The organism is Microbacterium foliorum, from assembly GCF_006385575.1.
In the GTDB taxonomy this organism is placed as follows: Bacteria; Actinomycetota; Actinomycetes; order Actinomycetales; family Microbacteriaceae; genus Microbacterium; species Microbacterium foliorum_B.
Genome location: NZ_CP041040.1, coordinates 2,773,315 through 2,787,678, shown reverse-complemented (window position 1 = coordinate 2,787,678; position 14,364 = coordinate 2,773,315). Strand labels below are relative to the sequence as shown.

The 14,364-nt window shown below is 69.6% G+C and carries 14 protein-coding genes; 12 read left to right on the top strand and 2 right to left on the bottom strand.

What is annotated here, in order from left to right; genetic code table 11:
- Positions 1 to 33 precede the first annotated feature (33 nt).
- From FIV50_RS13470 to FIV50_RS13415, 12 genes are read left to right on the top strand one after another with little or no spacing between them, the layout of a single operon-like run.
- Positions 34 to 1,236, top strand: coding sequence for a glycerate kinase family protein (locus FIV50_RS13470; RefSeq protein WP_140037875.1), 1,203 nt, complete (start codon positions 34 to 36; stop codon positions 1,234 to 1,236).
- A gap of 38 nt (positions 1,237 to 1,274) precedes the next feature.
- Positions 1,275 to 1,730 carry an FAS1-like dehydratase domain-containing protein gene (locus tag FIV50_RS13465; RefSeq protein WP_140037874.1) on the top strand — a complete coding sequence of 152 codons (456 nt, stop codon included), beginning with the start codon at positions 1,275 to 1,277 and terminating at the stop codon, positions 1,728 to 1,730.
- Positions 1,730 to 2,128, top strand: a complete 399-nt coding sequence (locus tag FIV50_RS13460; RefSeq protein ID WP_140037873.1) for a MaoC/PaaZ C-terminal domain-containing protein — start codon at positions 1,730 to 1,732, stop codon at positions 2,126 to 2,128. Before FIV50_RS13465 ends, FIV50_RS13460 begins: the two co-directional genes overlap by 1 nt.
- Positions 2,128 to 3,273 carry a UDP-N-acetylmuramate dehydrogenase gene (locus tag FIV50_RS13455; protein ID WP_375137380.1) on the top strand — a complete coding sequence of 382 codons (1,146 nt, stop codon included), beginning with the start codon at positions 2,128 to 2,130 and terminating at the stop codon, positions 3,271 to 3,273. The genes FIV50_RS13460 and FIV50_RS13455 overlap by 1 nt, the downstream gene beginning before the upstream one ends.
- A 6-nt stretch (positions 3,274 to 3,279) precedes the next feature.
- Positions 3,280 to 3,891, top strand: coding sequence for a nicotinamide riboside transporter PnuC (gene pnuC / locus FIV50_RS13450; RefSeq protein WP_140037872.1), 612 nt, complete (start codon positions 3,280 to 3,282; stop codon positions 3,889 to 3,891).
- Positions 3,892 to 3,901: 10 nt separating this feature from the next.
- The gene (locus FIV50_RS13445; protein ID WP_140037871.1) at positions 3,902 to 4,972 is read left to right on the top strand and encodes an AAA family ATPase; all 1,071 of its coding nucleotides are present in this window, start codon (positions 3,902 to 3,904) and stop codon (positions 4,970 to 4,972) included.
- A 4-nt stretch (positions 4,973 to 4,976) separates the two neighbouring features.
- Positions 4,977 to 6,545, top strand: a complete 1,569-nt coding sequence (locus FIV50_RS13440; protein WP_140037870.1) for an AAA family ATPase — start codon at positions 4,977 to 4,979, stop codon at positions 6,543 to 6,545.
- Positions 6,542 to 7,216 carry a potassium transporter Kef gene (locus FIV50_RS13435; RefSeq protein WP_258184275.1) on the top strand — a complete coding sequence of 225 codons (675 nt, stop codon included), beginning with the start codon at positions 6,542 to 6,544 and terminating at the stop codon, positions 7,214 to 7,216. The genes FIV50_RS13440 and FIV50_RS13435 overlap by 4 nt, the downstream gene beginning before the upstream one ends.
- Positions 7,213 to 9,087, top strand: a complete 1,875-nt coding sequence (locus FIV50_RS13430) for a VWA domain-containing protein (RefSeq protein ID WP_140037869.1) — start codon at positions 7,213 to 7,215, stop codon at positions 9,085 to 9,087. The genes FIV50_RS13435 and FIV50_RS13430 overlap by 4 nt, the downstream gene beginning before the upstream one ends.
- On the top strand, positions 9,080 to 9,688 hold the full coding sequence (locus tag FIV50_RS13425; RefSeq protein WP_140037868.1) for a phosphohydrolase: 609 nt from the start codon (positions 9,080 to 9,082) through the stop codon (positions 9,686 to 9,688). The genes FIV50_RS13430 and FIV50_RS13425 overlap by 8 nt, the downstream gene beginning before the upstream one ends.
- Positions 9,681 to 11,042 (top strand): AMP-binding protein, encoded by a 1,362-nt coding sequence (locus FIV50_RS13420; RefSeq protein ID WP_140037867.1) that lies wholly within the window; start codon positions 9,681 to 9,683, stop codon positions 11,040 to 11,042. The genes FIV50_RS13425 and FIV50_RS13420 overlap by 8 nt, the downstream gene beginning before the upstream one ends.
- A 31-nt stretch (positions 11,043 to 11,073) precedes the next feature.
- On the top strand, positions 11,074 to 11,475 hold the full coding sequence (locus FIV50_RS13415; protein ID WP_140037866.1) for a VOC family protein: 402 nt from the start codon (positions 11,074 to 11,076) through the stop codon (positions 11,473 to 11,475).
- 107 nt (positions 11,476 to 11,582) lie between these two features.
- Here the strand turns inward: FIV50_RS13415 and FIV50_RS13410 are convergent, their stop codons facing one another.
- Both FIV50_RS13410 and FIV50_RS13405 read right to left on the bottom strand, forming a co-directional pair.
- Complete coding sequence (locus FIV50_RS13410; protein ID WP_140037865.1) at positions 11,583 to 12,782, bottom strand: pyridoxal phosphate-dependent aminotransferase; 1,200 nt, start codon at positions 12,780 to 12,782, stop codon at positions 11,583 to 11,585.
- A gap of 49 nt (positions 12,783 to 12,831) precedes the next feature.
- A complete protein-coding gene (locus tag FIV50_RS13405; RefSeq protein ID WP_140037864.1) occupies positions 12,832 to 14,253 on the bottom strand; it encodes an amino acid permease in 1,422 nt (473 codons plus the stop codon).
- Between the last annotated feature and the right edge of the window lie 111 nt (positions 14,254 to 14,364).

The following is a 14,364-nucleotide window of genomic DNA, read 5'->3' as shown; positions in this document are numbered from 1 at the left end:
GAACTCGCCCCGAGGGGCGCAGAAGGAGGAATCATGTCCATTCACATTCCGCAGCGCATCCTGATCGCACCGAGCGGCTTCAAAGAGAGCCTGAGCGCAGAGGCGGTGGCCCAGGCGATCGCCTCCGGTGTGCGTCGGGTCATTCCCGGCGTGCAGGTCGACGAGTTCCCGGTACCGGACGGCGGCGAGGGAACAGCCGCGGCGCTGGCCGCGGCCACCGGCGGCGAGCTCGTTCCGTGCGTGGTGACGGGGCCGGTCGGCTCCCCGGTGCAGGCTCACTGGGCACGGCTCGGCGGCCATGCGGCGGGAACGGCGGTCGTCGAGATGGCATCCGCGGCGGGGCTGCGGCTGGTGCCGCGCGACCGTCGCGACCCCGGTGAGACCACGACCCTCGGAGTCGGCGAGCTCATCGCCGCCGCCCTCGACGACGGCGCCGAGCGGATCGTGGTCGGCTGCGGAGATTCCGGCACGAGCGACGGAGGCGCGGGGGCCCTTGAGGCCCTGGGCGCGCGGATTCTCGATTCCGACGGCGCACCGATCCCGGCCGGCGGGCGGCACCTCGGTGAGGCGGTCGCGCTGGATCTCTCGGGGCTGCATCCTCGCATCGGCGAGGTCGAGATCGTCCTCGCCTGCAACATCCACAACGTGCTGTGCGGGCCGCGCGGAGTGGCCAGGGTCTTCGGGCCGCAGAAGGGCGCGACCCCCGCACAGGTCGAGCACCTCGCGGCGGCGCTCGACACCTGGGCGGGACTGCTCGAGGAGCAGAGCCCGTTCGGCGCCACGATGGACGTCCGCACAGGCGGAGGCACCGGCGCGTCCGGCGGTCTGGGCTCTGGGCTCGCGGCTGTGCTCGGAGCTCGTCTCGCACCGCGCTTCGAGGTGCTGCTCGACAGCGGCCTGCTGCCGATCGCGCTCGACGAGCTGATGGCGGTCGCCGATCTGGTCATCACGGCAGAGGGCGCCATCGACTTTCAGACGCCGCGGGGAAAGGTGCCGGCGGAGATCGCGATGCGGGCGCGCGTCGCGGGAGTGCCCGTGCTCGGGATCGCCGGTTCTCTGGGGGAGGGAGCGCCCTCCGTGCACGACATCGGGATCGATGCGATCGCGTCGATCATCACTGTGCCCATGCCGCTGGCACAGGCTGTGGAACAGGGTGAGGCGCTGCTGCGCGATGCGGCCGAGCGGAGCATGCGGATGGTGCTCCTGGGTTCCGCGATGTCCGCGAGAGGTGCCTGAACGCCGACCGCCGTGCCGCCCCTCGGTAGGATCGAGGGGTGGCAGTGAACCAAGATCTTCTCGGCCGGGAGTTCCCGCCGACGTCCCCCTACCTCGTCGGTCGCGAGAAGGTGCGCGAGTTCGCGCGCGCCGTCTTCGCGGACGCCCCGCAGCACACCGACGTCGAGGCCGCGCGTGCGGCCGGTTTCGCCGACGTCGTGGCGCCGCCGACCTTCGCGATGGTCATCCAAGACCTCACGCTGCAGCAGTTGCTCGCCGAGCCCGACTCGGGCATCGTGCTGGCGCGCACCATCCACGCCGAGCAGAAGTTCACCTACTCCCGACCGATCGTCGCGGGCGACGAGCTCACCGGAAAGCTGCGTGTGACCGCCATCCGCATGATGGGCGGCAACGCCATGATCACCAGCGCAGCCGAGATCACGGATGCCGCCGGCGAGCACGTCGTCACCGCCACGAGCGTGCTGCTCGTCGGCGCCGAAGAAGGAGCAGAGTGATGCCGTTCGCTGTCGGAGACATCGTCGCAGAGCGCACGGTGCACATCACCCGCGAGTCGCTCGTGCGCTACGCCGGAGCATCGGGCGACTTCAACCCGATCCACTACCGTGACGACATCGCCGCAGAGGTGGGCCTTCCGGGCGTCCTCGCGCACGGCATGCTCACGATGGGCATCGCCTCGTCGGTGGTCGTCGCGGCTCTCGAGCCGGGCACGCGGATCCTCGACTACGGCGTGCGATTCACCAAGCCGGTCGTGGTCGACCCCGCAGACGGAGCCGACCTTCACGTCGCCGCCACCGTCGGCGCCGTCGACGAGGAATCGACGCGCATCGACCTCAAGGTCACGTTCGGCGAGACGACGGTGCTCGTCAAGGCGCAGCTGCGCGTCGCCGCCTGATGGGTGACGGCGTGGTGCACGAGGTCGAACCGCTCGAGCTGGCGACTCTGACGACCCTCCGCACAGGCGGGGCCCCCGAGCGCATGCTCGAGGCGTCGACCTCCGCCGAACTGATCGATGCGCTCACCGACGTGTGGTCTCGCGGTGACGAGTGGTTCGTCCTCGGCGGTGGCTCCAACCTGTTCGTCGGTGACGACTCGTTCGAGGGCACCGTCATCCGCATCCTCACCCGAGGCATCGAGGAGCTACCGTCGCCGCACGCCGGACGCATCCGGCTTCGTGTGCAGGCGGGTCACGGCTGGGACGATCTCGTCGCCTACGCCGTCGAGCACGGCTATGCCGGGCTCGAGGCGATGAGCGGCATCCCCGGCACCGTCGGCGCCTCACCCGTGCAGAACATCGGTGCCTACGGTCAGGAGATCCAGGAGACTCTCGTCGAGGTCGAGCTGATCGACGAGGCGACGGGCGAGGTGTCGGTCGTTCCGGCATCCGAGCTCGGGCTCGGGTTCCGAACCTCTGTGCTCAAGCACCACTACGGCAGCGTGCCACAGCGCCGCGCCGTCATCCTGTCGGTCACGGTCGATCTTCTCGTCGCCGAGCAGCGCGTCGTCCGCGGCGAGCAGCTGCGCAGGGCGCTGGGTCTCGACTCGGACGCCCCAGTGCCGCTCACCTGGGTGCGCGAGCGGATCCTCGCCACGCGCGCGTCGAAGGGGATGCTGCTCGACGAGAACGACCCCGACACGCATGGCGTCGGCTCGTTCTTCCAGAATGCGATCGTGCCCGAGGTCGTCGCCCGCGCGCTGCCGCCCGAGTGCCCGCGCTGGCCGGTGACCCCCGACCTCGACACCGTCACGGTGATCCCGCTCGCGTCGTACGAAGGCTACGTGCCCGCCGCGAAGCCGGAGGCGCCAGACGTGAAGGTGAGCGCAGCCTGGCTGATCGAGCAGGCCGGAATCCGCAAGGGTTTCAAGCTGCCGAGGTCACGCGCATCGGTCTCGACCAAGCACGCTCTCGCCCTCACGAACCGGGGCGGCGCCACGGCGGCCGAGGTGTCTGAGCTCGCCCGCTTCATCCAGAGCCGCGTCCACGCGGAGTTCGGACTCGTGCTGCAGCCGGAGCCCGTGCTGCTCGGCGTCGAACTGTAGCGGCCCGTGCTCGAGTGGCTCCAGGCCGAGTGGCCTCAGGTTCTCGGTTTCGTCACGGGCGCGATCTGCGTCTGGCTCGCCGGCCGCCGCAACGTCTGGAACTACCCGATCGGCATCGCCAACAATGTGGTGCTGTTCGTCGTGTTCATCGGCGCGGGACTCTATGCGACCTCGGTGCTGCAGGTCGTCTACCTGCTGATGGGACTGCACGGGTGGTGGCGGTGGACCCGTGGCGCAGAGCAGAGTCGCACCTACGTCGTGAACACGCCTCGTCGCGCGTGGCCCTGGCTGGCGCTCGCCGCAGTCGCCGGCACGGCCGTGCTGGTGTGGGTCCTCATGACGTTCACCGACTCGCAGGTCGCGATCGCCGATGCGGCGACCACCGCCGCGAGTCTCGTGGCGCAGTACATGCTGAACCGCAAGTGGATCGAGAACTGGTTCGTGTGGATCCTGGTCGACATCGCCTTCGTCGGTCTCTCGATCGCCGCGGGGCTCTGGGTCATCGCAGCGCTGTACGTGCTCTTCATCGCCCTGTGCGTGATCGGCTTCCGCTCGTGGAGTCAGGCGGCCGCCGCCGACCGAGAGACCTCCGCGGTCATGGCGCCCGCCCGAAGGTGAGGCGACGCGCATGAGCGGACACGGCCTCGTCCTCGGCAAGTTCTATCCCTTCCACAGCGGTCATTCGCACCTGATCCGTCAGGCGCAGCGAGAGAGCGACCGGGTCACGGTGCAGGTGCTGGGCGCATCGGTCGAGTCGATCCCGTTGGCGGTGCGAGCGGACTGGATCCGTGAGTCGCACCCGGGAGTGCGCGTCGTCGCAGCGATGGACGATGCACCGGTCGACTTCGAGTCGGAGGCGGCCTGGGACGAGCACATGGCGCTTATCGCCTCCCTGCTCGACGGTCCTGTCGACACGGTGTTCTCGTGCGACTCGTACGGCGGCGAGCTGGCCAGGCGCCTCGATGCGCGCTGGATGCAGATCGACGAGGGGCGGCGGGTCAATCCCGTCTCCGGTACGGCGATCCGTGCCGATGTCGCCGGCAACTGGCATGAGCTCGCACCGGCCGTGCGCGCGTGGCTGACCGCGCGCGTCGTGGTGCTGGGCGCGGAATCCACCGGGTCGACGACCCTCGCCGAGGCACTCGCCGATCGTCTGGGCACGCTCTGGGTGCCCGAATACGGCCGCGAGCACTCCGTGATCCGCGACGGCGGGCTGACCGCGCCGTGGCGCAGCGACGAGTTCGACCTCATCGTCGACCGGCAGATCGCGCTCGAGCAGCAGGCGCTCAGGCAGGTGCCGGTGCCGGTGCTCGTGTGCGACACCGACGTGCTCGCGACGGCCCTGTGGCACGAGCGCTATGTCGGCGCGGTGGCGCCGCGCCTGCATGAGGCGGCGGCCGCGCACCCGCCGCTTCTCTACGTGCTCACGGGCGACGAGATCCCGTTCGAGCAGGACGGCCTGCGCGATGGCGAGCACATCCGCCACGACATGCAGCAGCGCTTCCGCGACGTGCTCGCCGCGCAGGACGTGCCGTGGCTCGAGGTGCGCGGCGATGTCCCGACGCGGGTCGACGCCGCGGCATCCGCTCTCGAGCCTCTCCTCATCGAGCATCTGCGCTTCGCTGTTCCGCTCGAGGGGCGGCCTCTCGACGAGCAGCGGGCGCTCCAGCAGGACGCACGATCGACATCGTTAGGATGATCGCATGCCCGACCGCTGGAACCGAGTGTCCGCATCACCCACGAACCCCGGCAGCGGCCACGGCGTCGAGTCTCTGACAGCCGAAGATCTCTTCCGCCCGGCCGCGCGCACTGCCGTGCCGCTGGATGAGAAGCTGCGTCAGGTCTACTACTGGATCGTCAACCGTGCGGTGATCTCGCCCTACTACGACATGGAGTTCTCGCACGCAGAGCCGCTGTCGATCGGGCTGGGGGATGCCGGGGCCGCGGTGTCGCTCCCGACGCAGGCGTCGTTCTCGTCGAACGTCCTCGTGCCGCTGCTCACCTTCGCGGTCGGCGGCAAGTGCCTGCTCGTCGGTGGGCCGGGGCGAGGCAAGACGACCGTCGCCGTGCTCATGGGCGTGCTCGCCGGTACCGCCTCCGACGATGTGCGGCGAAGCGTGCAGCAGGGGCAGCCGCAGCTGACGGTCAGCGATCTCGTCGGCATCCCGCTTCCGCGCGACCTGGTCGCCGCCGAGCGTCTCACCGACATCCGCATCGCCTGGCGCGAGTGGCTCGGGCTGCCCGTCAAGATCATCGACGAGTACAACCGCATCCCGACCAAGACCCAGTCGGCGCTGCTGACGATGGTGGCCGAGGGGTATGTCGAGAGCCACGACCAGATGCGCCGCACCGCGCCGGACGGCGGGGTGGAGAGCTGGTTCTTCACGGCCAACGACGACGCGGGCGGCGGCACCTTCCCCGTCATCCAGGCCCTCCGCGACCGGATGGACGTCACGGTGCAGGCGGCAGGATTCAACAGCCGATTCTTCGACGAGCTGATCACCCGCGTCGAGGCGGGGGAGAAGCCCGAAGAGCATGTGCCCGCCGAGCTGACGTTCGATTCGGCCGAGCAGACCGAGATGCGCGCGCAGATCCGCGCGGTGCCGATTCCGGATGCCGTGCGCGAGCGCCTGCGATTCTTCCTCAGCCACTTCGAGTTCGTGCAGCACGGCGGACGCCGCTTCGAGTACCGCACGAAAGACGTCGTGACCACGGCCGGCGGCCGGGTCGGCGAGGTGATCGAGGCGAACAGCGGCGCCGACCTCGAGATCGACCTCGGCGCGCAGACCCGCAACGGCCTGTCGGTGCGTGCTCTGCAGACGCTCATCATCTACGCCAAGGCGATCGCGTGGTTCCGGGGCGCCGATAGGGTCGAGCTCGATGACGTCGCGGCGGTGCTGCCGTTCGTGCTCCGAGGCAAGCTGCTGCCGAACGCCACTCATCCCCGGTTCGATGTCGGGGCGGAGCGCGAGCTCAGCACAGACACGGTGAGCTGGCTGGCCGACCTGTTCACGCAATCATGCCGCCAGTACGACGCGCTCGGCCGCGACGCCGACGATGCGGTCGCCGCCCTGCTCGCCGAGTTCGACCGCGGGCTCGACGGCCTCCCGGCGCTCGAGGCGTCTCGACGCATCACCACCGTCGAGGCCCAGCTGCGCCGGATCGCGACGGTGGGCAAGCTCTACGGGCGCGACTTCGACGACGTGATCGCGCTGAAGTATCTGCATCAGCGGTACACGGCCTACGTGCGCTGGCAGGAGCTGCGCGGGTGAATCGCGTCCCCGTGAAGCTGGCGAATGCGCCGGCGCCGTTCCCTCCCGCAGAGCTGCCCGATCTCTCCGCCGCCGGGCTCGACACCGCGCTCGCGTCGGCCTCGGTGCGTGGCGCTCACGGTGATCCGCTCCTGTTCGCCAGGGCGCTCGCCGCAGGAGTGGAGCAGGATCCTGCAGCGGCGACCGATCGCGACCGGGCGCTCGATCTCGTCGCGATCGCCGCGTGGCGCTCGGGTGCTCTCGGTCTGCGCGATGACGCACTCGCTCGCCTCGGGCATCTCGACACCCCCGAGCAGCGTCTGGCCGCCGCGGCGACGCTCGGAGTCGGAGTCGATGTGCTCGACGAGTTCCGGCGCCGGCAGCAGACGGATCGATTCTGGTGGCCCGGCCGCGTCGATCAGCGCGGGTATGTGCTCGCCGTCGGTGGGTTCCGCGGAATCGGAGGAGCGTGGATCCGGCCTCCCGAGCGCGTCGAGACCCTGGCGGATGCCGGAGCCTTCGCCCTCCTGGTCGCGGGCTCGTGGTGGCGACTCGACAGCGATGTCTGGGGTGCGCGGCTCTCCGTGCTCTCCGAGGCGCCGAGCACGGTGCACTCCCGCGATGACGGGGTGAGCATCGTCATCGGACCGGACACGCATCTCGCGTGGGTGCACGTGAGGGATCAGGCGTGAAAGCTCCTGCCGATCGACTGCCGCTCAGCGACGACGCCCGCGCGGCGTGGGAGCGGGCGCTGGCTCTGTGGCGGGTGCGGCTCGACGATCCGGCGGTGCGCCCGGGAGCCGCCGACGAGCACGGCGCACCGGCCTGGTTCTCGTTCCCGCCGTCGGTGACCGTCGACCCTCACTACCTCGCCGAGCGCGGCCTGTCCGATGAGCTGTGGAGCATGTTCGCCCACGAGATCGGGCACCATGTGCTCGCTCCCAGTACCCGGATCGATGCGCTCAAGATCGACCATCAGATGGCCAAGGCCATCGCCGCCGTGTCGCTGCACTCGAACCCGGGGGAGGGAGCACGACGTCTGTCGAACCTGTGGAGCGATCTGCTGGTCAACACGCGCCTCGCGCAGCTGCAGCGCGCAGAGCCGGGGATCGCGGCCACCTCCACCCGCGACCTCGGCATCGTGCGTCTCGGCCGTGCCCTCTACCCGGCACCCCAGGGAAGCACCGACCGGCTGTGGTGGGTGTACTGCCGGGCATACGAGCTGCTGTGGCAGCTGCCCTCCGGCACCCTGTGCGCGCTCGAGCCGCCGCCGCGGCCGGCCCGGACTCTCGCACAGAACTCCCTCGTGCCGCTGAGTCGGATTCCCGAGAAGCACCGCGAAAAGGAGCGCCTGCTGCGTGAGGCGCAGGCCGAGAGTGCGCGGGTGGCCGCCGAGCTCGCCGGCGCGACCGCCACCAACCCCGGAGTGGACGCCGCGCTCATCGCCGACACCGTGCGCACCTTCGGCACCGACCCGGTCTCGGGTGCCGCCCGATTCGGCGTGATCGCCGCGCCGTACCTGGCCGAGCTGGAGGGGGCCGCTCAGAGTGGCGCCCGAGAGCCGGTCAGCGGATGCGGTGTCGACGACGCACCGGCGACGGCCGAGGAGCTCGGTCGCATCCTCGCCGACCAGCGTCTGCGAGACGACCTGCCCCGGCATCCGGGCATGGTGCTCGACCCTGATGACGAGGATGCCGCGGAAGAGGTGTCGGATGCGGGGTCGCGAAAGGACGGCCAGCGTCTGACGATCGCGCGGACGCTCGCGTTGTACAGCGAGAGCGGCGAGGATGCCGTGCTCGCCGCCTGGTACCGCAACGAGGCGGCCAGGTGGGTGCGCCCGTACACGCGCCCTGCACCCGCGACGCCGATCGGCGGCATCCCCGGTCCTGACGAGCTGTGGGAGGTGGGCGATGCGCTCGCCGACCTCGACTGGCCGCTGACGATGCGCTCGGGCACCGTGATCCCCGGCGTCACCACCCGCCGGCGCTCCGAGCTCGATGACGAACCCCTCGTGCAGGAGACGAGTCTCGAACTCGACCTCTACATCGACTCGTCGGGTTCCATGACGCATCCGCGGCAGGGCTCGCCCGCGGTGCTCGCGGGAACGATCCTCGCGCTCTCGATCCTCCGCGGCGGCGGTCGGGTCAGGGTGACCAGCTTCTCGGGAGCCGGCGACGTGGCGGGGATGCCGCGCTTCGGCCGCGATCCGTCGGAGATCGTCGCCGCGATCTCGCTGTTCTTCGGGCGATCCACGTCGTTCCCGCTCGACCTCTACTCCGCCAGATACGCCGGTCTTCCTGCGGCAGGGGAAGACGCACCTCGTCATGTGGTGGTGCTGTCGGATGACGGGCTCGTGTCGATGTTCGGGGTGGGCAATGAGCCGTACGCCGGCGTCGCCAGGGCCGTTCGCGAGGTGCTCACGACGGGTACGCTCGTGCTCATGGACCCCCGACACCAGGTCGCGACACTCGCAGAACGCGACGGTTACGACGTGGTGTACCTCCGGACGATGGCCGAGGCACCCGCTGCGTGCGCGGCACTCGCGGCGGCGCTGCATGGCTGACACCGAGGCGCTGCTCGCCGCCTGGAGCGAGCGCTCAGACGGCGAGGCCGAGGCCTGGGCTCGCGCGAGACCGGGGCCGTCACTCGAGTCCGTCGCCGGGCGGATCTCCCGCATCCCGCAGGAGTTCCTCGACGAGCGCATCTCGCTCCGAGCGCTCGCCGGAGACGTCCTGGGTGGGCAGATCGTCGCGTCGAGGTTCGACGACGACCCGCGTGTGCGCCAGGGTGCCGCGATCGGACTGTGGCTCGTCGCCAGCGAAGGCGTCATCGAGCCGCTCGAGCCGGCGCTCGCGAGCGGGTGGGCCGGCCTTGCCGTCGACGCGCTCGCACTGCGCGTCGCCCCGGTCGCGTCGCCGTCGGAGTGGACCTCAGACGATGAACGGCGCACTGAAGCGGCACGCACCTTCCTGCTCTGGTGCGGGTTCCTTCCGGCGGGTGAGGATGCCGCGACCGCCGCCTCACTGCTGGCGGCCTGCGACTCGCTCGCCCGCAATCGGGCGCTCGCCGATGCGTTCGAGGGACACCGGCACAGGGCCGAGATCGCTCGCAAGCTCGCAGAGGCGCGCCGCAAGGAGGCGGCTGCGCGGTACTCCAGTGAGTGACCCCGACCTCCGAGGGGCGCTCGTGCTCGCCGAATACGCACCGGGGGAGGCCGCAGTGCTCTCCGACGCCGAGCGCTGGCCGACGCTCGACGCCGCAGGCAGTGCTCGGCTGAGCCACTGGCGAGAGCACCCCGACGCCCCGCACTGGACGCACGCCACGGGCGACCGCCTCACCGCCGAACAGGTGCAGCGGGTGCGGCATCCGCTCTCGACCGACGACTGGCTGACCGACCATCTCGCCGCAGCACGACGCACGCTGCGCTACCGCGGGATGCCGACTGGCTGCACGCTCGATGACTTCCCCACGATCTCGCGGGCGGACCTCGTCGACGACCTCGCAGCGTTCGTTCCGCTCGATGCGGATCTCTCCCGGATGCTGCACGGCACGAGCTCCGGGTCGACCGGTGCAGCGCTGCTCATCCCCGATGACGTCGAGGAGGTCGCGCGCGGCTTCCACCTGCTGGTCGCGCTCGCGGCGTCTGCGGGCGCCTCGGTGACGATCGACGGCGAGCGGATGACCGTGGCGAACCTCGTCTTCCAGCGGCAGGCCTTCACCTACGTGTCGGTGATCTCGAGCTTCGCGCACCGGGCGATGGCGCGGCTCAACCTGCATCCGACGTCGTGGAGAGGTCTCGGCGCCCGCTCCCGATTCCTGGCCGAGGCGGATCCGCAGATCCTCAGCGGGCACCCGACCAGCCTCGCCGAGCTGCTCGACGCCGGGCTCGACTCGGTGCTGCATCCCGCCGTGATCTTCTCCGGCGCGATGGCGCTGTCGGCCGCATTGCGCGCACGACTCGAGGCGGCGTTCGAGTGCCCCGTGGTCGACGTGTACGGGTTGCACGAGACGCGCCCGATCGCCGCGCGCATCGACGACGGTCCGTTCCGAGTGCTCGATCGCCGCGTGCACGTCGAGGTGTGGGATCCTCGACGCGAGGTCGCGCTGCCGCCGGGAGCGATGGGCGAGATCGTCGTGACCGCGGGAGAGAACCCTCTGCTGCCGCTGGTGAGGTACCGCACGGGCGACTACGGGCGCCTGGTGCACCTCGACGGCGGGGCGGTGGGGATCGCCGATCTCGAGGGGCGAGAGAACACGCGGTTCCGGGCCGGCGACGGCACACTCGTGCCCTGCGTCGAGCTCACGCAGCATCTGCAGGCACACGGGGCGCAGGGGTGGTCGATCGACCAGGATGCCGCCGGTCGCGTGCACGCCGTGATCGTCGGCGGAGACGAGTCCGGCATCCGCTCGGCTCTGGGCGCGCTGCTCGGGGTCGAGTTCGAGCTGCGGCAGGTCGAGCGCCTGATCGACCTCGGCGAAGGCAAGCCGCGGCGCTACCGCAGTGCCGTGCCCGACTGACAACGTCGCCGGTTCGCCGTACACTCGCGGCATGAGCGGACTGATCCCCTACCTCCTGTTTCCCGGGAACGCAGCCGAAGCGCTGGAGCACTACCGGTCGGTCTTCGGTGGGAAGCTCCAGCTGCTCGACTACGCCGGTGCCGCGCGCCACGACGGGCCGGCGGATGCGATCGCACACGGACAGCTCACGGGGCCCGTCGAGCTCGCGGGTGCGGATGCCGGCGCCGATGACGACGCGGTGCAGATGAGCGGGATGTTCCTCTCGCTGCTCGGCACGGCGGATGCGTCGACGCTGACCAGCTGGTTCGACCAGCTCTCGAAGGAGGGCAGAGTGATCGACGCGCTGCAGAAGCGCCCCTGGGGCGACTACGACGGTACGGTCATCGATCGCTACGGCATCCGCTGGCTGATCGGATTCCACGACGAGGCGTGAGCACGGGCCGGGCTCGGTTCGCTCGGCCCGACCGAAACGCCGAGACCCCCTCGTGTCCGGGCGGATGCGAGGGGGTCTCGGCCGTTGCAGCCGGGCGCGGGAGCGACTCAGCTGAACAGGCGCTGCAGGCGCTGCACGCCCTCGAGAAGCTGGTCGTCGCCGAGTGCGTACGACATGCGGATGTAGCCGGAGGGACCGAACGCCTCGCCGGGGACCACGGCCACCTCGGCCTGCTCGAGGATGAGGTCGGCGAGTTCGAGCGATGTGGTCGGTGTCTTGCCGCCCCACGTGCGGCCGAGCAGACCCTGCACGTCCGGGTAGACGTAGAAGGCGCCGAGCGGGTTGGGCACGACGAGACCGTCGATCTTCGACAGCTCCAAGACGATCAGGCGGCGACGGCGGTCGAACGCCTCGCGGAACTGCTCGGCCTCGGTCTGCGGGCCGTTGAGTGCGGCGATCGCGGCCTTCTGGGCGACGTTGTTCACGTTGCTCGACAGGTGGGACTGCAGGTTGGCGGCGACCTTGATGGCATCCGCGGGTCCGACCATCCAGCCCACGCGCCACCCGGTCATGGCGTAGGTCTTCGCGACGCCGTTGACGAGGATCGTCTGGCCGGCCACCTCGGGCACGGCCTCGACGATCGAGGTCGCCTTGACGCCCTCGTAGGTGAGGTTCTGGTAGATCTCGTCGGAGATGATCCAGATGCCGTGCTCGAGAGCCCACTCGCCGATGGCCTTGGTCTCTTCGGCCGTGTACACCGAGCCGGTCGGGTTCGAGGGGGAGACGAACACCAGCGCGGTGGTGCGCTCGGTGCGGGCCGCCTCGAGCTGCTCGACCGTGACCTTGTAGTCCTGGTCGGCGCCCGCGAACACCTCGACGGGGGTGCCGTCGGCGAGGCGGATCGCCTCGGGGTAGGTGGTCCAGTACGGAGCGGGCAGCAGCACCTCGTCGCCGGGGTTCACCACCGCCTGGAACGCCTGATACACCGACTGCTTGCCGCCGTTGGTCACGATGACCTGGCTCGGCGAGACCTCGAGTCCCGAGTCGCGCAGCGTCTTCGCTGCGATCGCCTCCCGCAGTGCGGGAAGTCCCGGAGCCGGGGTGTAGCGGTAGCTCGCCGGGTCGGCGAGGGCCTCGGCCGCTGCGTCCACGATGAACTGCGGCGTCGCGAAGTCGGGCTCGCCCGCGGCATACGAGATGACGGGCTTGCCTTCGGCTTTGAGGGCCTTCGCCTTGGCGTCGACCTTGAGGGTCGCGGATTCGGCGATGGCGGAGAGCTTGCGAGAGAGAGGAGCGCGTTCGGTCACGACTACGAGCGTACTCGGGTGGGACCGGTCGGTGAGGGGGCGGATGTCATCAAGAATCGCGGTTCTTTCCGGCGCTCAACGCAGAGCCGATCGGTGCAGCGTCTTGCGTCCGTCGTCGCCGCTGCACGAGGAAGAACGCGCCGATCGCGACGGCGAGGCATGGGACCCCGAAGGGGAGCGTCGAACGGAACTCCTCGGTAAGCGCGGTCGAGACGGCGATCGCCAGCATCAGCATGGCTCCGATGATCGCGCCCGGCCGCGAACCCCACACGGAGTACTTCGGCTTCTCGCCGCGCGCGGCCAGGCGGCGGCGGAACGCGACGTGGGTCACGAAGATCATGAACCACGTGAAGAGCGCCCCGAACATCGAGATCGCGAACATCATCGCGAAGGCATCGGCCGGGTTCAGCACGTAGATCACGGTCGCGACCGCGATGCCGCCCGTCGAGAGCAGCAGGGCGTTCAGCGGAGCGCCGTTCCTGCCGACCTTGCCGAACATCCGCGGGGCCTCGCCGGCGCGCGATAGCGAAAACATCATGCGCGTAGAGATGTAGAGCTGGCTGTTCATGGCCGACAGCGCGGCGATGATCACGACGAAGTTCAGCACGGAGTCCGCGAAGGGGATGCCGATGACCTGCATGACCGTGACGAACGGGCTCGATCCGGAGAGGATCTCGGAGACCGGCGCGATGGAGACGATCAGCGACAGTGTCAGGATGTAGAAGACGAGCAGTCGGAAGGCGGTGACCTTGAAGGCCTTCTTCACCGCCTTCTCCGGTTCGGTGGCCTCACCGGCTGCGACCGCGATCATCTCGATGCTGAGGTAACTGAAGATCGAGACGATCACGGCGAACCACATGCCGCTCAGTCCGTTCGGCATGAAGCCGCCCTCTGCCGCCCAGTTGTGCACCCCACGCTTCTGGTCTCCCGAGAAGAAGACCAGCCAGCCCGCGACCACGATGAACGAGATGATCGCGAAGACCTTGATCGCAGAGAACCAGTATTCGAGTGTGCCGAAGCTCTTGACGTTCATCGCGTTCACGAGGATCAGCGCTCCGCCGAACAGGATGACCCAGATCCACGGCGGGATGTCGGGGAACCACAGCTGCATGTACTCGCCGACGGCAGTGACCTCGGTGCCGACGGCGAGCACGATGCACCCCCAGTACATGTAGCGCACGAGGAATCCGGCGAGCGGCCCGATGTAATGCTCGGCATATGCGCCGAACGACCCGGAGGTCGGGTGCTGAACGGTCATCTCGGCGAGCCCCGCCATCAGTAGCAGGGCGATCATGCCGCCGATCAGATAGCTCAGCACGACGCTGGGGCCGGCGAATCCGATCGCGAACCGGCTGCCGAGGAACAGTCCGGTGCCGATCGCGCCGCCGAGCGCGATCATGCCGAGCTGCCGTGCGGTGAGGGCTTTCTGCAGACCGATCTCTCGGGTCTGGATGTCGGAGAATTCAGTCATGGCTGTCCTTCCAGCGTCGTTGCATTCCGGTGAGGCGCGCCACGGCGGCCGACTTCGGACTCGAGCGCGACGAGAGTCTTGCAAGGATTCGACCTCGATGGCACAGTCGTG